Source organism: Macrococcus sp. DPC7161 (assembly GCF_004117835.1).
Classification (GTDB): domain Bacteria; phylum Bacillota; class Bacilli; order Staphylococcales; family Staphylococcaceae; genus SDSC01.
The window spans coordinates 583,829-607,497 of record NZ_SDSC01000001.1 but is presented as its reverse complement, the minus strand read 5'-3'; the positions used below and the strand labels follow the sequence as shown (position 1 = coordinate 607,497).

Sequence of the window (23,669 nt, the reverse complement as noted above, 5' to 3'; positions counted from 1 at the left end):
TATTTTTATTTTTCTTTAGGTAATAAATCGAACGTCTCAAGAAATTGAGTGACTTTCTTTTTATAAGTAATAGGATTGACATTAAAACTTGATGCATGACCACCATGTTCTGGGTACCATTTCATTTTTTTGCCGATTTTCTTATTATATAATTTCACTGAATCTGTATATGGAATAAAAGTATCGGGCTTAGAGTGTATAAATAAGATTGGTTGTTCAATATTTTGAATCACTCTAATTGGCGACACTTCATATAGTGAAAACTTTGTTCTTAATTTAAGGAATAGGTTCAGTAAATGTAAAAATGTACTTGAAGTAATTTTTGATTTTTGTTTTATGATATGATTTAATTCATTTTCAAAACTTGCGAAAGGGCAATCGGCGACGTAAAAGTCCGCTTCATTAGCAAGTTCGCCAGCATATAATAATGTGGTAACCGCACCCATAGACTCACCATGTATTCCAAAATGAATGTCATAGCCATATTGTGATTTTAAATATGAGATAATCGATTCTAAATCGAATTTTTCATAATAACCATAAGTAGAGTGAAGACCGCCACTTTGCCCATGTCTACGATGATCAAAGATAACACCGTTAAATCCGAGATCTAAAAACATGTTCATATATTTCACACTTGTAATATGGTTTTCAGTCACCCCATGACAAAAAATCATAAAATAGTCATGGTCATATTTTTTAACAATTTTAGTATTCAACATATAACCATTTTTAGAGAGTATTTTAACATTTATCGGATTTAAATGATTGAACTTGTCTTCATCATAGCGTTTTGCTTTTATTTCTCTTCTTTTAATAACCTCAACATCTCGTAATTTAAAATTTAATACATTTTGACTAGCGATGTAGCCAATAACACTCGCAATACCAGTAATTGTAATTGAAAGATAACTTAATGTTTTTATCCATTTCATACTAAATGTTCCTTATACACAATAGATTTCACATGCGTTTCAAAAATATTTTTACATGTATCAATATTAGTTTCAGTTAAAAATTGAACTGCTGAATGATAATGTTCTATATTTTTATTTAATTGTTCTAATTTGGATGCACCACATACTATTGCACCATTTGAATAGATTAATTGATATAACATAGCAATGGTTTGAATGGGTAGTTGAAACTGATTTTCTAATGTTTGAATCGTAGAAATCATTTCATCTTTAGAAAATCCTAAAAAGCCATCATTAAATTTACTATTTGAAATAGTGGCATATTTATCAGTTAAAACACCTTTTGATAGTGGTCCTCTAGCAAGTAATTTAATATTGTTGTTTACTAAACTAGGTAAAATATCGAGTGGACGATTATCAAAGAGATTAAACTGCATCATAATGACGTCAATGTTACTATGCTTTATATAATAATCTATAACATTTGGACGAATGGAAGAAATCCCATAACTTCTTATTAAACCTTCTTTTTTCAATGTTTCAAAAGCATCAATTGTTTCATCTTTATTATCTTCAATCATGCCGCCATGTAATAAGTACATGTCTAAATAATCAGTTTGCAGTCTCGATAAACTATCTTTGATAGCGCTCATAATATATTCTTTCGAAGGATTCCACTTTACTTCATCGTTGAGTGGATTAAATTCATTTCCTACCTTAGATAAAAGTGTTATTTTATGTCTATTTTTACGTTGCCTCATAAAGCGTCCGATTGCAATTTCATTTTGCCCTTTTTGGTATAAATCTGCTGTATCAATATATGTAATACCATTATCAAGAGCTGTATCTAGAATGCTTTCTGTTTGATTTGTGTCTTCTAAAGGTAAATTCATAGCACCGAATCCTAATTGAGACAATTGGATATTATGTTTAGATTGTATTATTTTCATAAGTCCTCCTTTAGTACTTTTATATTATTTTATGAATGTTTCATGATATGCTATTGGTGTCATATAATTATATTAACATGATAAAAGGATGCGTGAAAAATATGAAGTTTGAAGAAAAAACAATTCAACAAGAAACAATTTTTGAAGGAAAAGTGATTACTGTTGAAAAACATCAAGTAAAATTACCGAATGATCAAGAAAGTATTCGTGAAATCGTTAAACATAGAGGGGCTGTTTGTATTCTTGCTGTTAAGGATAATAAGGTATTGTTTGTTGAACAGTATCGTAAAGCAATGGAACATACTTTAATTGAAATTCCTGCAGGGAAACTAGAACCCAATGAAACAAGAGAAAATACAGCATTACGTGAATTAGAAGAAGAAACAGGATATTCAAGTAAAAATATAAAGAAACTATTTGATTTTTATGTATCACCTGGATTTTGTAATGAATATGTAAGTTTATTTTTAGCTGATGATTTATTTGAACAAAATGAACTTAGTTTAGATGAAGATGAATTTGTAAGAAAATTTTGGCTAACTACTGAAGAAATGAAATCATGGTTAGTTGAAGGTAAGTTTCAAGATGCAAAGACGATTATCGCTGTTCAATATTACTTAACAAACTGTCTATCGTAAAAATATTTTAATTTGAGATTTATTTATAATGATTTTTGATAATATATATTTTATTTCTAATTTTGAAAAATACATTAAAATGATTCTAAATTAATAATGAATAATCGTTGCAAAATTGCTCATTTACTGCTATTTTAAAGTTACGAAATATCTTTAGGAGTGTTCAATATGCAAGATAGAATAGAGAAAATTAAAGAACAATTACATAATGCATCTTATAAGTTAACACCGCAACGAGAAGCTACTGTTACAGTGTTATTAGAAAATGAAGCGGATCATTTAAGTGCAGAAGATATTTTCTTAAAAGTTAAAGAACGCGCTCCGGAGATTGGCCTTGCAACGGTATATAGAACTTTAGAATTGTTAGCAGAATTAAAGGTTGTCGATAAAATCAACTTTGGAGATGGTGTTGCGAGATTTGATTTGCGTAAAGAAGGCGCAAAGCATTTTCATCATCATTTAGTTTGTATGCATTGTGGATCAGTTGAGGAAATAGAGGATGACTTACTGGAAGATGTCGAAAAGAAAGTTGAAAATCAATTTAAATTTCAAATTGTAGATCATAGACTAACTTTCCATGGCATATGCAAAAAATGTGCTGCAGAAGGTATCACAATAGATAGTTTAAAATCAAATAAAATTAGTGAATAAATTGGTTGGTAAATCAACCAATTTTTTTGTTTCTAATAAAATTATTATGGTAAACTAGTTGAGAGGTGAGCATATGCAGCGTATTGTGGATGAATTCTTGCATTTCATCAAAATTGAAAAGGGATTAAGTGAAAATACGGTAGCATCTTATAGACGAGATTTAACGCAATATTTAACATTTTTAAGTAATGAAAAAATCGGTTCTATTGATAATATCGATCGTTTTACAATCACATTGTTTTTAGGACATTTAAAGGACGAAGGTAAATCTCCTAAAACATTAAGAAGGGCTCAAGCATCCATTCGAGGATTTCACCAATTTGCATTGAGAGAACGTTATGCCGTAAAAGATCCAACGATTATAATGGAAGCCCCGAAAGTACAACAGACATTACCAGATACTTTAACAATAGATGAAGTTGATAAGTTACTTAGTACGCCAGATACATCGAAAGTTACAGGTCAGAGGGATTTGGTCATGTTAGAGTTGTTATATGCAACTGGTATGCGTGTCAGTGAGTTAATACAACTTCAAGTGAGCCAAGTAAATACAACGATGGGATTTGTCAGTGTCATAGGTAAAGGAAATAAGGAAAGAATTATTCCAATTGGTAATCGTATGATCAAATTGCTTGATGGTTATTTAAGGCAAACAAGATATCTAATGCTAAAGAAAGAAATGACCGATGCATTATTTTTAAATTTTCATGGTAAACCATTAACAAGACAAGGCTTTTGGAAAATTTTAAAACAAATTGGCATGGATGCAGGTATTACTAAAAAATTAACACCACATACATTAAGGCATTCTTTTGCGACTCATTTAATTGAGAATGGTGCAGACTTAAGAGCAGTGCAGGAAATGTTAGGTCATGCAGATATTTCAACAACACAAATATATACTCATATAAGTAAGAACAAAATAAGAGAAGTATATCAAAAATCACATCCAAGGGCGTAGGTGGAAGAATGAATGAAGAACTAAAAGATAATCAAAACAATCAAAATCATCAAGCCAAAAAGAAAAATGGCATTGTTTTTGGCTTGATTAGTCTGTCAGCATTAATCTGGGGCATTATTTACTGGATTTTTATCGCGCATTAAATATTCGTAAATGTGCTTGTTAATGATTTTTTCAGTAATCGGATTTTTTTGAATGGCGTAGTCAGGATATTGTTTTTTAATATTGAATTCACATGCTGTTGAAATTGGTATTTCAAACGGAATGTAAGTATTATATTTCATATTAGCCAATCTATAATTTAATTCATTGATAAACATATCTAAAATTTCTAATTGAGTTAATGCATTTGCGTGTGTTTCAAATAATTGTATTGATTTATTTAAACAACGTTGTGCACCTATAATATTATTTCTTCTGTAATGATACTCACTCGTTGCGAATAATATGAATGCTACTTCAATATCTGATTTCGTGAATGTGGGCTTGTTTTTCCAAGCTTCTTCCATAAATTCATGACATTCAAAATAATCTCTTTTAGTATGAAAATAATAAACAAATTGATGAAATAACAGTGGTTCCATAAATCAACTCTCCAATAGGTGAAATTATGTACGAAGTAAAATTAGCGTCCTTTGAAGGACCATTAGATTTATTATTACATTTAATTAAAAAATATGAAATTGATATATATGATATATCTATGAAATTGTTAACAGAGCAATATTTTCAATATATGAATCAAGTTCAAGATTTGGATATCAATCAGCATGGTGAATATTTAGTGATGGCTTCGGAGTTATTAAGAATCAAAAGTAGAACGCTATTGCCTAATGAACCCGTTGAAGACGAAACATATGAGGATCCACGTGAAGATTTAGTGAGGCAATTGTTAGAATACCAAAACTATAAATTTTATGCGGACGTTTTAAAGGATAAACAACTTGAGAAGTCTAAAACTTTTATTAAAAGAAGTATGGATTTATCGCAGTATGAATCTAAATCATTACCAAGTTCATTAGAATTAACAGATTTGATTCAAGCATATAATAAAGCAAGAACTAGAGTGGTCATCAAAGAAGATGAAGTTTCTGTTTCAAGAGAAAACTATACGATTGAAATGGCTATAGAAAAAGTTTTATCAATATTAAATCAAAATCATGTTTGCTATTTTCATGAACTGGTGACCTTTAGAGAAACAAAAGAACAAATTGTTACATTATTTTTAGCAATTTTAGAATTAATGAAAGAAGACAAAATTATTGTCACTCAAAATAATTTATTTGAAAAAATTAAAATCAGTAAAGGGGCAGCATATGAAAACAAGTAAATTGGATATCATTATTGGTCTATTGTATGCCCTTGGTGATGAAGGCATTAATGAACATACTCTAGCTAAAATTGTTTCATTAACTGAATTTCAATTATCAGATACGATTAAAGATTTCTATCATCCGATATTGAAAATCGAAAAATATGGCAATCACTATTATTTAATGACTAGCGAATCATTAAAACCATATCTTGAACAATTGGTAACTGTACAGAACGAAAAGAAATTAACACAAGCAAGTTTAGAAACGTTAGCCATAATCGCATACAATCAACCTGTAACAAGACATGAAATTGAAATTACACGAGGTGTTAATTCAGATGGTCCTGTTAAAACTTTGATTGAAAAAGGGTTAGTTGAAGCAAAGTATTCTGGAGAATCTAGAAGTCAATTGTTGCAAACGACAGAATTGTTTTTAGTAACATTTGGACTAAATTCATTAGATGATTTACCACAAGACGAACAATTAACAACTACTGAAGATGAAATGGATTTATTCTTCAGTACATTAGAAGGAGAATAATATGACACAGGAATTAGAAAGATTACAAAAGGTTATTGCTAAAAGTGGTGTTACGAGTCGAAGAAAAGCAGAAGTATTAATTACGGAAGGTAAAGTGACTGTTAATCATCAAGTTGTAACAGAATTAGGTACTAAAGTTAAAGCAAGTGATCATATTGAGGTTGAAGGTATCCCATTAGAAAATCCTGAAAAAATCTATATTTTATTTCATAAGCCAACAGGTGTAATTACGAGTGTTTCAGATGATAAAGGAAGAAAAGTTGTAACAGATTTCTTTCCACAATTAGGTTTAAGAATTTTCCCAGTTGGACGATTGGATTATGATACATCTGGTTTATTGTTATTAACAAACGATGGTGAATTTGCAAATCAAATGACGCATCCTAAGTACAAAATTCAAAAGAAATATGTAGCAAAATTAAAAGGATTTTTATTGCGTGAAGAAGTGAAACAATTGGAAAAAGGGATTGTTTTAGAAGATGGAAAGACCGCACCGGCTATCGTAAAAGTGAAATCTCAAGATCGTGAAAAAAATACGACTTTAGTTGAAATTACTATTTTTGAAGGTCGCAATCGCCAAGTCCGTCGTATGTTTAAACATTTTGGACATGAAGTGGTGAAATTATCACGTATTGAATATGGACCTTTAAATTTAAAAGGCATTAATGCTGGCGATGCTAGAGAGTTATCACCTCATGAAGTGAAAACGTTACGTCATTTGGCATTGCATAACAAATAATGTTCACATGTTCGTCACGAAATGTTTAAAAGTGGGTGCTATAATATTATAAGCATTAACTTATAGAGGGGATTTTTCATGAATAAAAAAACAAGAACAATCATTCAATCTATTGTGACTTTACTTATTTTAATTGCAATTGGATTTATCATCTATGTATCTATTCATAAAGATGGTAATAAAGTGATTAAAGTGGGTATGGATGCACCAAAATTTGAGTTACAAACATTGGATGGTAAGACTGTGAAGTTAACAGATTATAAAGGCAAAGGACTAATTTTAAACTTCTGGGGCACATGGTGTGAGCCTTGTAAAGAAGAAATGCCTGATTTGAATGAAATGCATAACAAGTACAAATCAAAAAATGTTGAAGTTTTAACCATTCATGTAAGAGATAACAAACAACAAATTCATCAATTCTTTAGTGGATTAAAAGAGAAAGTTAATTTACCAGTCGCTATTGATGGTGAACAAGCAGTAATGGAAGCTTACAATGCGAATGATTTACCGAATACTTATATTATTGATAAGAATGGTAAGATTGTTGCACACCATAAAGGGCAAATGTCAAAAACTGATATTGAAAACTATATGAACCAAGTAAAACCATAGGAGGGTAATATGGAAGAGAAAACAATTATGTGTACTTGTGGACATGTTAATCCCCCTGGAACGCAGTTGTGTCAAAGTTGTGGTAAATTAATCAATGATGATTATGATAAAAAGAAAACAACGGATATTATGCGTTATGATGGTTCAGCTGTTCGAAGTAAAACAAAAAATAAAACGTTGTTGGATAAAGTATGGAACTTTTTTGCTTCAGTAAAAACAGGGGTGACATTACTAGTAATAACGGTAATTGCATCGGCAATTGGGACGCTTTTTCCACAACAATATTTCATACCGTTAGGACAAGATCCAGCTACTTTTTATAAAGAAAAGTACGGTTCCTTAGGGTATTTATATTACAAATTAGGTTTAGATAATTTATACACATCTTGGTGGTTTTTAATTTTACTTGCGATTGTTGCTTTTAGTATTATTGCAGCTAGTATTGACCGAGGTGTACCGTTATTTAAATCATTAAAGAATCAACGTGTTAAAAAACATCCTTCGTTTTTTAAACGTCAAAGAATTACGCTTGAAACAAGAGATCAAACGTCTGTTGAAGCCATTACTAAAATATTAACTTCTAAGAAATATAAAGTAAGGGTTGAAGATGGCCATATTTTAGCTGAAAAAGGTAGATTAAGTCGATATGGTCCATATATCAATCATGCCGGGTTAATCATCTTGTTATTTGGTAGTATGTTCCGTTTCATGCCAGCTTTATATGTTGATGAATTTGTAGGTGTTGCTGAAGGAGAAACGAAAGCAATACCGGGTACAAAGAATGAATATTACATCAAAAATAATCAATTTATATTTGAGCAATACAATCAAGATTCTAAATCAAATATTAATTCTAAAAGTGCAGATGCATCAATGAATAAGATAGCAAAAAATTATGAATCTAAAGTGACGATTTATAAAAATACTGCTGATACATCTATCGTTGGTAGTAAACCTAAATTAACGAAGTTAAAAGATGATAGCATACGAGTGAATCATCCTGCGAAATTTGCTCAATTTGGTTTATATCAAAACAGTTTTGATCAAAGTACCTTAAAGACGATGACATTTAAAGTGATTGATAATGAGTCTCAAAAACAAATTGGTAAAACATTAACAGTCAATTTAGACAATCCGACAAAACATTATAAAATTTCAAATGATATCAATGTTAATTTAAGAAACTATGCGCCTGACTTTGATAGTGTAGCAGCGAATGGCACATTAAATACAAAGTCACCAATTCCAAATAACCCAGCTTTTGTTTTTGAAGTGGTTGACCCAAATCATAAAGAATACAGTTTATTGAAAATTAGATCACATCAAGATATCTCTAAAAACAATCAATATAGCATTAAGTTTGTAAATGCTACGAATAAAACGACAACGTATTTGACTGTTAAAAAAGATTTGACCTTGCCAATATTATTTGCTGGATTTACGATATTCTTGTTAGGTCTTGCTGTTGGTAGTTATATCAATCATCGTCGAATTTGGATCAACACAAATGATGGTTTGATGGTTGCTGCACATACGAATAAAAACTACTTTGGACTAAAACAAGAAATGAACACGATGTTTGAATCTATAGGATTACCAAATGTCCGTGATAAATACGAGACGGAGGAAGAAAATAATGAACGCTAGTACATTATTAAATATTTCAAGTACATCTTTGTATGCTGCTTTTATATTATATTTGGTAGCGATATTACCATTTTCAGCGAGTTTTAAAGCAAAAAGTAATAAAAGCGAACGCATCGGTGTGCTTTTAACTTTAATAGGTTTCATCATGCAACTTGTTTACTTTATAACAAGATGGATGGCTGCTGGACACGCACCGGTAAGTAATATGTATGAGTTTTTAACAATGTTTGGCATTATGATGGTTGGTGGCTTTTTAGTCATTAATCATATATATAAAACACCTATCTTAGCATTGTTTGCTTTGCCATTTGCAATGTTGGTTATTGTATATGCGAGTATGTTTTCAAGAGAGGTTTCTCCATTAATTCCAGCATTACAAAGTGGATGGTTAGCCATTCATGTTATTACTGTGACGATTAGTTATGGTATTTTAGGAATGAGTTCAATCGCTGGATTTATTTACTTATTAAAAGCAATTGATGATAAAACAAGAACGAAAGATTCAATTTGGTTAGAAGTGGTAATGTATGTCATCGTAATTATTATCGGATTCATTTTAACGACGATATTAATGAAAGGTATTGTTAAATATGATGATGCATACCTTTATAAAGATAAAAATGAAATGAATGCAGTTGCAAATTATCATTTACCTTCATTAATTAATTACAAAGGTTCAGTTGCTGTAGAGCATGTCTCAGGCAATGATTATAAACCATCAAAACACTTTAATACTGGCATTGAAGTTGCTCCGGTGATTAATGCACAAAAATTAAATACTGTAGTTTGGTCAATTATTATTGGCAGTGTGTTATATGGTATTATAAGATTAATTACGAGAAAAAGTGTATTTTCACTTGTTAAACCATTATCAAATAAAGTTTCATTATCATTAATGGATGAAATCTGTTATCGATCAGTGATTATTGGATTCCCATTATTCTCATTAGGTGGCTTATTATTCGCAAGTATATGGGCACAAATTGCTTGGAGTCGATTTTGGGGTTGGGACCCTAAGGAAGTATGGGCTTTAATTACTTTCTTATTCTATGCAATTTTCTTACATTTACGTCTTGGACGTGGATGGGAAGGTAAAAAAAGTGCATGGTTAGCTGTTATCGGTATGGCAATTATATTATTTAACGTCATTGCTGTTAACTTAATTATTGCAGGTTTACATTCATACGCATAAATTGGAGGTCTATAGATGAAAGAGAAGATTTTAATTGTAGATGATGAAGATAGAATCAGAAAACTTGCAAGAATGTATTTAGAACGAGAGGGCTATGAAATCTTTGAAGCGAATGATGGCGCAGTTGCACTAGATATGGCATTAAAGAATGACTTTCATTGTATCTTATTAGACATCATGTTACCTTCTATGGATGGATTAGAAGTATGTAGAAGAATAAGAGAAGAAAAGTCCACACCGATTGTTATGTTAACTGCAAAAGGTGAAGAAAATAATCGTGTGGAAGGCTTCGAGATTGGTGCAGATGACTATATCGTCAAACCGTTCTCACCACGTGAAGTTGTATTAAGGGTTAAAGCGATTATTAGACGTAGTCAACCAACGATGTTCCTAGAGCAAGATCAACATACTAAGGATTTAATTGTATTTGATTCACTTGTTATTGATAATGATGCACATCGTGTAATGGCTGATAATAAAGAAGTGAATTTAACTCCTAAAGAATATGAATTATTGCTATTTTTAGCGAAAAGTCCTGACAAAGTATTTGATCGTGAAAGTTTATTGAAAGAAGTTTGGCATTATGAATTTTACGGTGATCTAAGAACGGTCGATACACATGTGAAACGTTTAAGAGAAAAATTAAACAAAGTTTCAAGTAAAGCTGCAGACATGATTCACACGGTATGGGGTGTGGGTTATAAGTTTGAGGTTAAAGAATAATGCGTTATATGAATAGTATTGTCATTAAACTGTGGTTAACTATCCTTTTGATAGTGACTACAGTTTTAATTATATTGTCTGTAGCTTTAGTAATGTTTTTTAATAGTTATTTAGTTAGTGAGTCTGCTTTAAATTTAAAAAAACAAGCTGAAAAAGTTGAATTGGTTTTAACAAGTCATCATGAGCAAGGGGAATCCATCAATTATGTAAAAGAATTAATTGAAAACCCAGCCGGATTAATATTGGTTCAAAATAAAAATGACTTACTTCCTAGTAATGAAGATGATTTAAAAGAAGTAATGAAAAAGCAAATTTTTAAAAATAATCATTTTCAGGATGTTTTTAAAAAAGATAAGTTTGTAACACAAGAAATCAGTGTAGATTATCAAGGTGAAAAACACCATTACATTCTCATTGGATACCCATCACAAGCATTTAAATCAGATGATAGTGGTATTTTTATTTATCAAGATACGGAAAGTATATCGAGCACCTTTTATTACATCACTATCATTATCTTTGCTGTGGCACTCATTTTATTAATTTTAACGACGATTTTTGCGTTTTTCTTATCAAATCGAATTACGAAACCATTATTAAGTTTAAAACATGCGGCATTTAGAATTGCCATTGGAGAGCAAGTAAAAAAACTACCTGTATCCAGTCGCGATGAAATCGGTGAATTAACCATCGCTTTTAATAAGATGGGTGAGGATATTAATAATAGCTTAAATAAAATTTCAGCTGAACGAAATTTAAGAGATCGATTAATTAATTCTATGATTGATGGTGTACTTAGTTTTAATATGGATTTAGAAACACAATTAGAAAATCCAGCAGCTAAACAATTTTTAGAAGATATTACGCAAGATGATAGTGAATTATTAGGTCAAATTGTTAATGATGTCATATTGACTGGTCAAACAAAATATCAAGAATTCAATTCACCTTCAAAACATTATGTTGTTGTTGTTAGTACAGTAAAAAATCATTTTAAAAATGTACATGGGGCAGTTGCAATTATTCGAGATATGACCGAAGAAGAGCGTCTAAATCAAATGAAACAACAATTTATTGCAAATGTTTCTCATGAATTAAGAACTCCAATTCAAATGGTTCAAGGCTATACTGAGGCCATATTGGATGGTATTGCAATGGATAAAGCGGATATTGATGAATTTTTGTACATCATTTTAGATGAAACTAAACGACTCAATCGTTTGGTTAATGAATTACTTAATGTTGCACGTATAGATGCAGGAGAATTACCGATGCAAATCGAATCAGTAAACACTCAAAGTTTCTTTAATAAAATCAGTCAAAATTTCAAAAAAAGAGCTGAAGAAAATAAAATTGCCTTAATTATGGATATTGATCCTAATATAGAAACAATACCAATTGATTACGATAAAATGATTCAAGTATTTACAAATTTAATTGATAATGCAATGCGTTACACACATCAAAATGATGTGATTACCGTTTCAGCGAAGAAAGAACGAAACAATTTGATATTTAAAGTTCAAGATACTGGTGTAGGGATTGCTGAGGAGCATATCGACCAAATTTTTGAACGATTTTACAAAGTTGATCAAGCAAGAACAAGAGGGAAGCATGGTACTGGTTTAGGTCTATTCATTGTTAAAAGCATTATAGAACATCATCAAGGTACGATAAACGTTAAAAGTAAAGTTGGACAAGGCACAACGTTTATCATTGAAATCCCGATAGTTGACATAGGGTAATACTTTGATACAATAAATTTTGAACAATCGTTCAAATAATTAAATATTCATCTTCGGGGTACGGTGAAATTCCGAACCGGCGGTAAAAGCCCGCGACCTGTTTGAGTAATCAAATGGCTGATTTGGTGGAAATCCAAAGCCGACAGTAAAGTCTGGATGGGAGAAGATGAAAGTGCGCAAATTTTGTCATGTTTTTTTGTGTTACTTTCTTTTCTTAGTGAGATGAATTAAAAGGAGAAAGAAATGACACAATTAAATAAGACAAGAACACTTTTAATCATTAGTATTTTAAGTGCGATTAGCGTTGTATTAATGTTTTTAAAATTTCCAATTCCAGGATTACCACCATATTTAACATTAGATTTTAGTGATATTCCTGCGTTATTGGCATTGTTTACAATTGGGCCAGTAGGTGCTATTGGCATTGAAATCATCAAAAATGTAATTAACTTCTTTTTCAATATGGCCGATCCAATTGGGCCTGTTGCAAATGCATTAGCAGGCATTAGTTTTCTGTTAGGTATTTATGCTATTACTAAAGGTCAATTAAAACGATTAATTCCAGGTTTCTTATTAGGGACATTCGTATTAACAATTGTTATGAGTTTATTAAATTATTTCGTATTGTTAAAGTTGTACGGTATGATTGTTAATTTAGGAGACATTAGTAATAATTTAAAAGTGATTATTACGGCGGGTATCATTCCGTTTAACTTAATTAAAGGGTTCGTATTAGCATTATTATTTATGATTGTCGTAAAACCAATCGTTCCAATGATTAAAAGAAATACGAAATATTAATTATTTAAATAAAAATTAAAACATGACAAAAAAACAGCAAGGTGAATCAATTTCACCTTGCTGTTTTATTATTTCTATTCGAATTTTAATGCATCGCCATCAAATGATTCGTCACTTACTTTGATTGAATCTGTAGGGCATCCTTCAAAAGCATCGATCATGTCTTCTTCTAACGCTTCTGGAATTTCAGCTGTTCCTTGGTTATCATCTAAGATAACATATGCGATTCCTTCATCGTCATAATCATATATATCTGGGGCAGCAGCGCCACAAGCACCACATGCGATACAAGTATCCATATCGACAATCGTATATTTAGCCATTTTAATTAACCTCCTCATACTTTCATGCTACACTAATAGTACATAACTATTTTAGAGATAGTTTCAACTTTTTTCAACTTAAAAATTTTAGGAGTATCTTCATATGCTATTTCAACATCAAATTTTGTCCAAAAAATTTCACGATAAGACTGAAAAAAGTATATATCATATTTTAATCGGTCATAAAACGCACCAAACTTATTTTGATGCAGTCATACAAGATTTACTTCCTTTTTTTGCGATTTGCAGAGATTCAAATTTAGAATACGAGGCATTTTTAAAACAATTTCAAATAGACAAAGATTCACCGTCTAGGATGCCAAAATATCCTTACTTTTATGAAGCAAGTGAACAAACATTTATAACAGTCCAACTTTTAGTACAATCTTTATCCCATCTCTCATACCATCAAAAACAATTTATACCTTTAACAAATCAATTTGTTATTCAAAAACAAGTAAAATCAATGCTCCATGAAATGAAACAAAGACATGCAAAGGATTTTATTCAAATTTTTAGTAAGGATTTATTGAAATTACTAAATGATATTGAAGATCTTTGTGGTCATTGTTATTTAATGTACAATTTGTCAGGATTTCAAAATAAAATGATTAGTGAATTTGAATTAAGTCAAATGCTTGATGTATCCATAACAGCAATCAATGAAATGTTATTAATAGAAAAGAACACAATGACATATTGCTTAAACAATAAAACATATCAATTTCTAAATGCATGTTATTATCGTGCGCCATTACATATTAATACAAATAAAACATATCAATTATTATTAAAAGGTGAATCTTTAGAAGGCATTGCACAGCAATTAAATGTTAGGATTCACACGGTGCAAGATCACGTTTTAGAAATATTAATTAAAGATTATCCTTTAGCAACCAAACAGTTGATTACAAATGATGAAATTAAATTAATTAAACCGCTGTATGGCCAATTTGGGAAATTAAAATCATATTATGATCAAACCGATTTAAAAGATTATTTTAAAATAAAACTAGCGATTATATTATTGAGTAGAGGTAAAGTTGATGGATTGGAATAAATTATTATATCAATATTTTGGTTATGAAAAATTGAACAATGATCAAGAAGAAATATTAAAAAGTATTTCAAACCATCAACATCATTTGATTTTATTACCTACAGGTGGAGGAAAGTCTATTTGTTTTCAATTACCTGTTCTAGCTGTAAATGGGAAAGCAGTTGTAATTTCGCCACTCATTGCACTTATGGAAGATCAAGTGGCAACACTAAAGAGTAAAGGTATAAAAGCGACTTGTATACATAGTTTGATGCACCCAGAAGAAAAACGATATATTTTGAAAAATCTACATCATTTTCAATTTATTTATTGTTCTCCAGAATTTGCATTAAGTCCATTTGGATATCAAATGTTGTCAAAAATGCCATTGACGCATTTTGTAATTGATGAAGCACATTGTATATCGGACTGGGGATTTGAATTCAGAGCGGATTATTTAAAACTAAGTTTGTTAATAAATCAATTTCCAAATGCTCAAGTATTGGCATTAACAGCTACAGCAAATGTATTTGTGCAACAAGATATCATTAATATACTTAAAATAAATATGTGTATTATTGATAAATCAAAAAAGAAACCTAATGTATTCTTATCGACGATTGAAGTAGATAATATTAATGAAAAAATCCAACTGCTTAAAGAAATATTAAAACTATCAGGACCAAGTATTGTATATTTTTCCTCAAAGAGAATTTGTAATGAGGTGGCAGAACTTTTAAAGGAAAATATGAACGTCGCAACGTATCATGCGGATATGCATTACGAAGAGAGAATGAAAGTACAAACTCAATTTCTACAGGATTCGATTCAAATCATTTGTGCAACGAGTGCATTTGGTATGGGAGTTGATAAGAAAAATATTAGAACTATTATCCATTTTCACGTTTCTAAATCACCCTCGCAATTTATACAAGAGATTGGCAGGGCAGGCAGAGATGGCAAGCAATCTCAATCAATTGTCTTGTTTGAAAAGCAAGATTATTTCACAAACTTAAATTTAATTGAAATGAGTCCAAAAGTAGAAGATCTTCATCTATATAATCGTGGGTTACTTGTTGATGAAGAAAAGCGAGAACAAATTGAAAAAATGTTAAGTATGTACACTTTCGAGAATTTACACAAAAGATTTGAAAGCAATCATATTAAACAAATCCAACATTTAGACTTAATGTGGCGCTATCTACAATCAAATCATTGTTTAACGCATTTTTTAACCCAACATTTATTAAACATGTCACAGAACAATCAAGATGATTCTTCATGTAAGTCGATGTGTAATCATTGTAAGTCTCAAAATTTTTTAACTTTTCAAACAAATTATCAAAAGATTCAAAAAATCGATAAAGAAAAGTTGATAAATCAACTTTTTAATAACCATTAATGCTTTACTGAAAGCCATGTTTTTCCTATAATGAATATAACTTATTAAAAAAGGGTGTGCTATTGTGTCAAACGATAATTTTAAAGATGAATTCGAAAAATCTAAACAACCTGTTGAGCCTAAACATAAAGAACCAGTGGTTGAGGACACACAAGTTGTAGGTAAAGAAGAAACAGTTAATGAAACAGTTCCAAATAAAAAAGAAGAACAAGAACTCTTTCCTCCAAGAGGTGTTTCTAGAAGAAATAGAATGGAAAGAAAGCAACGTGAAAGACAACAAGAAACTGTAAAACAAGAAACACAAAATGAAGTTAAAAATAAAGAGCAATCTGAAGAAGTGAATCAGGAACAAAAACCATCAAAGTCAAAAAGAAATCAATCTATTTTTGCTTCAGCTACAGGTGTTGGTGGTGCAGTAGTAGGTAATGTGACACAAAAAGAGAAAAATGTAGAAGCAGCAGAACCTTCTAAAACGCAAACTAACGATAATGTGAAAAAAGAAGAAACACATCGAGAAAATAATAATCAAAAAAATAAACAACAAACTCAAAATAAACAACAAAACAATAAAAATAATAAGAAAAAAGCGGCAGTTGCAGCTGGCGCTGTAGGTGCAGCAGGTGTTGCAGGAGCAGCGGCGAACGGTAAAGCGAATGCAGCTAAAGTAAATGCTTCAAAAGAGACTAATAATATTAATTCAAATGAAAATTACGAATTACCAAAAGAAAATAAAGGACAAAATAAAAAGTTATTACCGATTATCGGTGCAATTTTATTATTAATTCCAATTTTTGCATTATTGATGTTGTTCATTAATCACCAAAATGCCAAAAATGATGATACAACAGTAGTTCAAAAAGTACAAAAGTCTGATAAAGCAAATTCAGATAAAGCGTCTAAAGATGCTAAAGATAAAGCTGCAAATAAAGATGCAAATAAAGATGACAATAAAGCAACGGATTCAACAGCTGATAAAAATAAAGAGAATAAAGATAAAACGGCTACAGAAGATAAAACTAAAGACAAAGATGCAAATCAAGCAGCTGAAAATAGTACAACTGAACAACCAAATCAAGCAACACAACAAAATACGAATAATCAAAACCAACAACAAAATGGTGCGACATCACATGTTGTAAGCGGTAGTGAAAACTTATACCGTATTGCAATTAGATATTATGGAAGTGGAACACCTGAGAACGTTGAAAAGATTCGTCGTGCCAATGGTATTTCTGGTAACAATTTAACTCAAGGTCAAACATTAGTAATTCCACAATAAACATATATAAGGGGATGTATTTATGTATTTAAAATCAATTATGATTCCAAAAGAAAAAAGCTATGTTGCAAATCCAGATGATACGATTAAAAGTGTATTAGATAAATTAGAGCATCACGGAATTGATGGTATTCCAGTTGTTGAATCAGGAAAATATTTAGGTACTGCTACACGATACAGTATTTTCAGACATTTTTTCTTCAAAAAAGAAGCAACAACACGTGATGAATTTATTGAAAATACAAAAGTTAAAGATATTATCGCATTAGATCATTATTCAGTTAAAGATGATACATTTTTTGAGGAATCATTGTTAACACTACAAGATTTTCCAATTTTATCGATTATTAATGATCGCGAAGAATTTTTAGGTATAGTGACACGCTATGATGTAATGGAACAATTTAAAAGTGCATTCGGTATGAATAAAAAAGGGGTACGTATCGCAATCACTTCAATTGAAGCTGAAGGTCGTATAATGCGATTATCAAAAGCTTTATCTAAGTTTAAATTAAATGCTATCTCATTTGTAACATTTGATGAAACAGATAAAATGCATCGTCGTATGATTGTAAAAGTTGAAGATAATAAAAATATTAAGAAATTTACAAAATACTTAAAAAATCATGGATTTAAAGTATTAGATATTCAAGAAGATTAAAGGGGGCTCATTTGAGCTCTTTCTTTTTTAGGAGGAAAAACATGTTAAGTGTTGAAAGTATTATCATTGGTGCAGGTCCTTGTGGACTATCTGCTGCCATTGAACAAAAGAAATTAGGCATAGAAAATATCATCATTGAAAAAGGAAATGTTGTTGAAGCGATTTATAATTATCCAACACACCAGACATTCTTTTCAACAAGTGAAAAGTTAGGTATCGGTGATGTACCATTTATCGTTGAAGATTTAAAACCAAAACGAAATCAAGCATTGGTTTATTATAGAAGTGTTGTAAAGCATCACGATTTAAAAATACATGCGCAAGAAGAAGTTTTAAAAGTAGAAAAAATACATGACCACTTTATTATATCAACTACTAAACAAACGTATAAAGCAAAGTATGTAACGGTTGCTACAGGATATTATGGGCAACATAATACATTAGATGTGCCCGGAGCAGATTTACCGAAAGTACATCATTATTTTAAAGAAGCACATCCTTATTTTGATCAAAATGTATTAATTATTGGTGGAAAAAATTCTGCGGTAGATGCTGCAATAGAACTAGATAAAGCAGGTGCTCATATCACTGCAGTTTACCGTGGTAAAACGTATTCAAAAAGTGTTAAACCATGGATTCTCCCTTTATATGAATCATTGGTTAATCATGAAAAAGTTAAATTACACTTTGAATCAGAAGTTATTGAAATTAAAGAAGATGAAGTCTTAATTAAAACGCCAGAAGGCATGCAAACCATACCGAATGATGTTGTATTTGCAATGATCGGTTATCACCCTGATTATGCCTTTTTAGAAAATATGGGTATTGAGTTAATCACAAATGAATTTGGCACTGCACCTTATTATCATCGTGAAACGATGGAAACAAATGTTGAAAATTTATATATTGCAGGTGTTATCGCAGCAGGTAACGATGCCAATACGATATTTATAGAGAATGGTAAATTCCATGGTGGCATGATTGCTGAAGATATCCATTCAAAAAAGCTGAAAAATCAATGATTTTTCAGCTTTTTATTTTATTATTAATTTATTGTTATATTAATCTTTAAAATATTCTTTTAAAGCTTCCCCTTGATAGCCGTTACTCAATCCGATAATCAGCTTCAATCTTGCTTTTTGTCCATTTAATCCGTTACTAAAGATTAAGCCCATTTTTTCGAGATTATAGCCACCACCTTCGTATTGGTATGTATTACTTACAATACCATTAAAGCATCTAGAAACTAAGACAACTGGAATTTTAGCATTTATAAGTTGTTGTAATCCTGGTAAACAACTTGGTGGTAAATTACCTTGACCTAAAGCTTCAATCACAACACCGTCATAGTTTTGGTCAGCAAAAAATTTAAGTAAATCTGCATCGATATCACTATGTGCCTTTATTAATCCTACTTTTTTAGATTCATCAACTTTGACTAATGGTTTGGGTAAAATTGGTAAGTGATGAAAATAGACTTGGCTTTTGGTAACGATACCTAGTGGACCATAGTTCGGACTTTGAAATGTAGAAGTATTAGATGTATGTGTTTTTGTAACATTCTCTGCGGAATGTATTTCATCATTAAATACAACAAGTACACCTTTGTTTTTAGCTTGTTCTGAACAAACCGTTTTGATCGCAGTAATATAGTTGTATAGGCCATCTGCGCCAATTTCATTGGAAGAACGCATAGCACCAGTTAATACGACTGGAATATTGATATTCAAGGTTAAGTCAAGGAAATAAGCAGTTTCTTCTAATGTATCTGTACCGTGCGTAATGACGATGCCATCAAAGTTTTCATCATAAATATGTTCTATAATGGTTTTTCTTAAAGTATTCATATGCTGAATGGTCATATGAGGTGAGGGTACTTGAAATGGATGTATTTCATGTATGTTTGCAATCTTTTTAATCAATTCAATATTGCTCATAGGGTTAAATTCATTCGTAGTAACAACGCCTAATTCATTTTCTGACATACTTATTGTACCGCCTGTATGTATGACTAATATATTTTTCATAATAACCTCCAATATACATCGTTTCATACCTATGATAGAATAATTAAGATTAAAGAACAAGGTAGGGTTAATATGAATAAAATAAATATTGCAATAGATGGACCAGCTGCAGCTGGTAAAAGTACAATCGCTAAATTAGTAGCAGAAAAATTAAATATGGTATATGTAGACACTGGTGCGATGTATCGCGCAATTACACTTGCTCATATACAACATCCTAATAAAGAGATTCAAGACATCATTAAAAATCTTGATTTAAAAATTATTAATGATAATGGTCAAAGAGTGATACTTGATGGTAAGGATGTATCAGATCGCATTCGAGAAAATGACATTACTGAAAATGTATCACGTATTTCGAGTATTGATATAGTTCGTTCAAAGTTAGTTGAAATTCAACAAGCAATGACGAAAAATAAAGGTGTCGTAATGGATGGACGTGATATTGGAACAACTGTTATTCCAGATGCTGAAGTTAAAGTGTATATGATTGCATCAGTAGATGAACGTGCCGAACGTCGTTTATTAGATAATCAAAAAAGAGGCATCGAAAGTAACCTCGAAGATCTTAAGTTGGATATAGAAAGACGTGATCATTTAGATATGACTCGTGAAATTTCTCCATTACAAAAAGCTGATGATGCGATTGAAATCGACACAACTGGCATGTCGATTGAAGATGTAACAAATGAAATTCTTTCAATTGTTTCTACAAAAACAGTTTAATTTGTTATTTTAATACATTTGATAAATTATTGTTCATCATTCAAATATATCAACAAATGATTAAATATTCTAAATTAATAGTTATTTCTTGACATATTCATCTATTTGTTAGAAATTTATATTAAGATAGTTGAGGAGGAACTGACATGACTGAAGAATTTAACGAAGCAATGATTTCTGAAATTAAACAAGGTGACAAAGTAAAAGGTATTGTACAACAAATTGAAGATAAACATGTTGTTGTAGGTATCGATAATGCGAAATATGACGGCATTATTCCGATTAGTCAATTATCGGCTTTACATATTGAGTCTGCTGACGAAGTAGTTAAAGTTGGTGACGAAATTGAAGCTTATGTAACTAAAGTCGAAGATAAAGATGAAAATGGGCATTATATTTTATCTAAAAGAAAATTAGATGAAGCATTGTCATATGAATCTTTAGTTGAGAAGTTTGAAAAAGGCGAAACTTTAGAAGCAGAAATTAAGGAAGCAGTAAAAGGTGGATTGGTAGTTGATATTGGTGTCCGTGGTTTCGTTCCTGCATCTCTTGTTTCTGTGAACTTTGTTGAAGATTTAACAACTTATGTTGGTCAAGTACTAACTTTCAAAATTGAAGAATTAGACCAAGAGAAAAATCGTGTTATTTTAAATCATCGTGCGATTGAGCAAGCAGAAGTTAAAGAGAAAGTGAAATCACGTATTGCAGAAATTGAGCCTGGTCAAATCATTGAAGGTAAAGTTTTACGCATTACTAACTTTGGTGCTTTTGTAGATATTGGTGGTGTTGATGGTTTAGTACATATTTCACAAATCACGCATGACCATATCTCTAAGGTTGATGAAGTCCTTAAAGTAAATGATGTTGTTAAAGTTAAAGTACTCAGCGTTGATCAAGATTCTGAACGTATTGCTTTATCAATTAAAGAAGCTTTACCAGGACCATTTGAAACAATTTTATTTAATGTTGGAGACACCATCGATGGTACTGTAGTTCGTTTAGCTACATTTGGTGCTTTTGTTGAGGTTGGTAAAGGGCTACAAGGATTAGTGCATATTTCTGAAATCAGCCATGATCATATTGGCAATCCAAGTGAAGTATTAGAAGTAGGTCAACAAGTTAAAGTGAAAGTATTAGATATTAATAAAGAAGAACGTCGCATTGCTTTATCGATTAAAGCAACAGTTGAACAAGAATCTGATTTTGACGAATCTTATTTAAATCAGTCAACGGATGAAGATCAACCTACTTTAGGTGATATGTTTGGCGACAAATTAAAGGATTTAAATTTGTAATTTAATTGAATATTTACATCGTCGAATAATGAATATTGATGTTGAATAGCAATGTCAGCTATTTTATGATATATTTATTTTTGATGAATACTTAGGACAATGAGTAGCAATACTTCATTGTCCTTATTTAGTAAAAATATACATTTGTATATGAGAGGAAGTATATTAATGACAAAACCAATTATCGCGATTGTAGGTCGTGCAAATGTCGGCAAATCGACAATATTTAATAGAATTATAGGAGAACGTGTATCGATTGTTGAAGATACGCCAGGTATCACGAGAGATAGAATTTATTCAAGTGGAGAATGGTTAAATCATGAATTTAATATCATTGATACAGGCGGTATTGAATTAGGTGATGAACCGTTTCAAGAGCAAATTAGAGCACAAGCTGAGATTGCAATCGATGAAGCGGATGTAATTATTTTTATGGTAAATGGTCGAGATGGCATTACCATTGAAGATGAATTCGTTGCAAAGCTATTATTTAAATCAAGTAAACCAGTAGTTTTAGGAGTAAATAAAATCGATAATCCTGAAATGCGTGCAGATATATATGAGTTTTATTCTTTAGGATTCGGCGAACCATATCCGATTTCAGGAAGTCATGGATTAGGTATTGGGGATTTATTAGATGCTTGTAGCGAACATTTTCCTAAAGAAGTTGAAGATGAATATGATGATGATGTGATTAAATTTTCATTAATTGGAAGACCTAACGTTGGTAAATCGAGTTTAATTAATGCAATTTTAGGTGAAGAACGTGTTATCGTTTCTCCAATTGCAGGGACTACGCGTGATGCAATTGATACAGTATATACTTATGATGATCAAGAATACGTCATGATTGATACGGCTGGTATGCGTAAAAAGGGAAAAGTCTATGAATCTACAGAACGTTATTCTGTGCTACGTGCCTTGAAAGCGATTGAACGTTCGAATGTTGTTTTAGTCGTTATTGATGCAGATGAAGGTATTATTGAACAAGATAAAAAAATCGCGGGTTATGCCCATGAAGCTGGTAAAGCAGTCATTATCGTCGTTAATAAATGGGATGCCATTGAAAAAGATTCAAAAACAATGAAGAAATTTGAAGATAAAATTAGAGAGCATTTCCAATTCTTAGATTATGCGCCGATTGCATTTGTGTCTGCATTAAAAGGTCAACGTTTAAATACGCTATTCCCTTTGATTAATATTGCAGCAGAAAACCATAAAAAACGTGTACAAAGTAGTACTTTAAATGAAGTGATTACAGATGCGGTTGCAATGAACCCAACACCAACACATAATGGCAGTCGATTAAATATTTTCTATTCTACACAAGTGGCAATTGAACCACCAACATTTGTTATTTTCGTAAATGATGTAGAAATGATGCATTTCTCATATCAAAGATTTTTAGAAAATAGAATTCGCGATGCATTTGGATTTGAAGGAACACCAATTCATTTAATCGCTAGAAAAAGAAACTAGAGGTGT

The 23,669-nt window shown here is 30.9% G+C and carries 25 protein-coding genes and 1 riboswitch; of the genes, 20 read left to right on the top strand and 5 right to left on the bottom strand.

The genetic code is table 11. The features are described from left to right. Positions 1 to 5: 5 nt before the first annotated feature. Positions 6 to 935, bottom strand: a complete 930-nt coding sequence (locus ER639_RS03040; RefSeq protein ID WP_129064276.1) for an alpha/beta hydrolase — start codon at positions 933 to 935, stop codon at positions 6 to 8. Next, entirely contained in the window at positions 932 to 1,867 is a 936-nt protein-coding gene (locus ER639_RS03035) for an aldo/keto reductase (protein WP_129064275.1), read from the bottom strand. Before ER639_RS03035 ends, ER639_RS03040 begins: the two co-directional genes overlap by 4 nt. Before the next feature lie 101 nt (positions 1,868 to 1,968). On the opposite strand from ER639_RS03035, the gene ER639_RS03030 reads away from it, so the two are divergent. The 3 genes from ER639_RS03030 (at position 1,969) to xerD (ending at position 4,117) form a co-directional block, all read left to right on the top strand. Continuing rightward, on the top strand, positions 1,969 to 2,505 hold the full coding sequence (locus ER639_RS03030) for an NUDIX hydrolase (protein ID WP_129064274.1): 537 nt from the start codon (positions 1,969 to 1,971) through the stop codon (positions 2,503 to 2,505). 168 nt (positions 2,506 to 2,673) lie between these two features. Next, positions 2,674 to 3,156 (top strand): ferric iron uptake transcriptional regulator, encoded by a 483-nt coding sequence (gene fur, locus ER639_RS03025; protein WP_129064273.1) that lies wholly within the window; start codon positions 2,674 to 2,676, stop codon positions 3,154 to 3,156. A 73-nt stretch (positions 3,157 to 3,229) separates the two neighbouring features. Continuing rightward, positions 3,230 to 4,117: a site-specific tyrosine recombinase XerD gene (gene xerD / locus ER639_RS03020; protein ID WP_129064272.1), complete on the top strand. Its 888-nt coding sequence runs from the start codon at positions 3,230 to 3,232 to the stop codon at positions 4,115 to 4,117. 101 nt (positions 4,118 to 4,218) lie between these two features. On the opposite strand, the gene ER639_RS03015 is transcribed toward xerD, so the two are convergent. Then, entirely contained in the window at positions 4,219 to 4,701 is a 483-nt protein-coding gene (locus ER639_RS03015) for a DUF309 domain-containing protein (RefSeq protein WP_129064271.1), read from the bottom strand. 26 nt (positions 4,702 to 4,727) lie between these two features. Between ER639_RS03015 and ER639_RS03010 the strand changes: the two genes are divergently transcribed. The 9 genes from ER639_RS03010 (at position 4,728) to ER639_RS02970 (ending at position 13,432) form a co-directional block, all read left to right on the top strand. Continuing rightward, positions 4,728 to 5,447 carry a segregation and condensation protein A gene (locus ER639_RS03010; protein ID WP_129064270.1) on the top strand — a complete coding sequence of 240 codons (720 nt, stop codon included), beginning with the start codon at positions 4,728 to 4,730 and terminating at the stop codon, positions 5,445 to 5,447. Continuing rightward, positions 5,434 to 5,973 (top strand): SMC-Scp complex subunit ScpB, encoded by a 540-nt coding sequence (gene scpB, locus ER639_RS03005; RefSeq protein ID WP_129064269.1) that lies wholly within the window; start codon positions 5,434 to 5,436, stop codon positions 5,971 to 5,973. Before ER639_RS03010 ends, scpB begins: the two co-directional genes overlap by 14 nt. 1 nt (position 5,974) lies before the next feature. Then, positions 5,975 to 6,712: a pseudouridine synthase gene (locus ER639_RS03000; protein ID WP_129064268.1), complete on the top strand. Its 738-nt coding sequence runs from the start codon at positions 5,975 to 5,977 to the stop codon at positions 6,710 to 6,712. A gap of 78 nt (positions 6,713 to 6,790) precedes the next feature. Then, positions 6,791 to 7,324: a thiol-disulfide oxidoreductase ResA gene (gene resA / locus ER639_RS02995; protein ID WP_129064267.1), complete on the top strand. Its 534-nt coding sequence runs from the start codon at positions 6,791 to 6,793 to the stop codon at positions 7,322 to 7,324. Positions 7,325 to 7,333: 9 nt separating this feature from the next. After that, entirely contained in the window at positions 7,334 to 8,971 is a 1,638-nt protein-coding gene (resB, locus tag ER639_RS02990) for a cytochrome c biogenesis protein ResB (RefSeq protein WP_129064266.1), read from the top strand. After that, positions 8,961 to 10,163, top strand: a complete 1,203-nt coding sequence (gene ccsB, locus ER639_RS02985; RefSeq protein WP_129064265.1) for a c-type cytochrome biogenesis protein CcsB — start codon at positions 8,961 to 8,963, stop codon at positions 10,161 to 10,163. The genes resB and ccsB overlap by 11 nt, the downstream gene beginning before the upstream one ends. A gap of 15 nt (positions 10,164 to 10,178) precedes the next feature. After that, positions 10,179 to 10,886 carry a response regulator transcription factor gene (locus ER639_RS02980; protein ID WP_129064264.1) on the top strand — a complete coding sequence of 236 codons (708 nt, stop codon included), beginning with the start codon at positions 10,179 to 10,181 and terminating at the stop codon, positions 10,884 to 10,886. Then, the gene (locus ER639_RS02975) at positions 10,886 to 12,631 is read left to right on the top strand and encodes an ATP-binding protein (RefSeq protein ID WP_129064263.1); all 1,746 of its coding nucleotides are present in this window, start codon (positions 10,886 to 10,888) and stop codon (positions 12,629 to 12,631) included. The genes ER639_RS02980 and ER639_RS02975 overlap by 1 nt, the downstream gene beginning before the upstream one ends. A 45-nt stretch (positions 12,632 to 12,676) precedes the next feature. Further along, positions 12,677 to 12,803: riboswitch (FMN riboswitch) on the top strand. A gap of 71 nt (positions 12,804 to 12,874) precedes the next feature. Continuing rightward, on the top strand, positions 12,875 to 13,432 hold the full coding sequence (locus tag ER639_RS02970; protein ID WP_129064262.1) for an ECF transporter S component: 558 nt from the start codon (positions 12,875 to 12,877) through the stop codon (positions 13,430 to 13,432). Positions 13,433 to 13,506: 74 nt separating this feature from the next. On the opposite strand, the gene ER639_RS02965 is transcribed toward ER639_RS02970, so the two are convergent. Beyond that, a complete protein-coding gene (locus tag ER639_RS02965; RefSeq protein WP_129064261.1) occupies positions 13,507 to 13,755 on the bottom strand; it encodes a ferredoxin in 249 nt (82 codons plus the stop codon). A 103-nt stretch (positions 13,756 to 13,858) separates the two neighbouring features. Here ER639_RS02965 and ER639_RS02960 point away from each other — a divergent pair, with 103 nt between their 5' ends. From ER639_RS02960 to ER639_RS02940, 5 genes are all read left to right on the top strand, one after another. Continuing rightward, complete coding sequence (locus ER639_RS02960; RefSeq protein ID WP_129064260.1) at positions 13,859 to 14,815, top strand: helix-turn-helix domain-containing protein; 957 nt, start codon at positions 13,859 to 13,861, stop codon at positions 14,813 to 14,815. Further along, on the top strand, positions 14,802 to 16,196 hold the full coding sequence (locus ER639_RS02955) for a RecQ family ATP-dependent DNA helicase (RefSeq protein WP_129064259.1): 1,395 nt from the start codon (positions 14,802 to 14,804) through the stop codon (positions 16,194 to 16,196). The genes ER639_RS02960 and ER639_RS02955 overlap by 14 nt, the downstream gene beginning before the upstream one ends. Before the next feature lie 64 nt (positions 16,197 to 16,260). Beyond that, a complete protein-coding gene (locus ER639_RS02950) occupies positions 16,261 to 17,475 on the top strand; it encodes a LysM peptidoglycan-binding domain-containing protein (protein WP_129064258.1) in 1,215 nt (404 codons plus the stop codon). Between the two features lie 22 nt (positions 17,476 to 17,497). Next, positions 17,498 to 18,136 carry a CBS domain-containing protein gene (locus tag ER639_RS02945; protein WP_129064257.1) on the top strand — a complete coding sequence of 213 codons (639 nt, stop codon included), beginning with the start codon at positions 17,498 to 17,500 and terminating at the stop codon, positions 18,134 to 18,136. 41 nt (positions 18,137 to 18,177) lie between these two features. Further along, positions 18,178 to 19,158 carry a YpdA family putative bacillithiol disulfide reductase gene (locus ER639_RS02940; protein WP_129064256.1) on the top strand — a complete coding sequence of 327 codons (981 nt, stop codon included), beginning with the start codon at positions 18,178 to 18,180 and terminating at the stop codon, positions 19,156 to 19,158. Between the two features lie 39 nt (positions 19,159 to 19,197). Here the strand turns inward: ER639_RS02940 and ER639_RS02935 are convergent, their stop codons facing one another. Next, positions 19,198 to 20,163, bottom strand: a complete 966-nt coding sequence (locus ER639_RS02935) for an asparaginase (RefSeq protein WP_129064255.1) — start codon at positions 20,161 to 20,163, stop codon at positions 19,198 to 19,200. 72 nt (positions 20,164 to 20,235) lie between these two features. On the opposite strand from ER639_RS02935, the gene cmk reads away from it, so the two are divergent. The 3 genes from cmk (at position 20,236) to der (ending at position 23,663) form a co-directional block, all read left to right on the top strand. Then, the gene (gene cmk, locus ER639_RS02930) at positions 20,236 to 20,889 is read left to right on the top strand and encodes a (d)CMP kinase (RefSeq protein ID WP_129064254.1); all 654 of its coding nucleotides are present in this window, start codon (positions 20,236 to 20,238) and stop codon (positions 20,887 to 20,889) included. A 146-nt stretch (positions 20,890 to 21,035) separates the two neighbouring features. Continuing rightward, positions 21,036 to 22,184: a 30S ribosomal protein S1 gene (gene rpsA / locus ER639_RS02925; RefSeq protein ID WP_129064253.1), complete on the top strand. Its 1,149-nt coding sequence runs from the start codon at positions 21,036 to 21,038 to the stop codon at positions 22,182 to 22,184. A gap of 168 nt (positions 22,185 to 22,352) precedes the next feature. After that, on the top strand, positions 22,353 to 23,663 hold the full coding sequence (der, locus tag ER639_RS02920) for a ribosome biogenesis GTPase Der (RefSeq protein ID WP_129064252.1): 1,311 nt from the start codon (positions 22,353 to 22,355) through the stop codon (positions 23,661 to 23,663). The last annotated feature ends 6 nt before the right edge of the window (positions 23,664 to 23,669 follow it).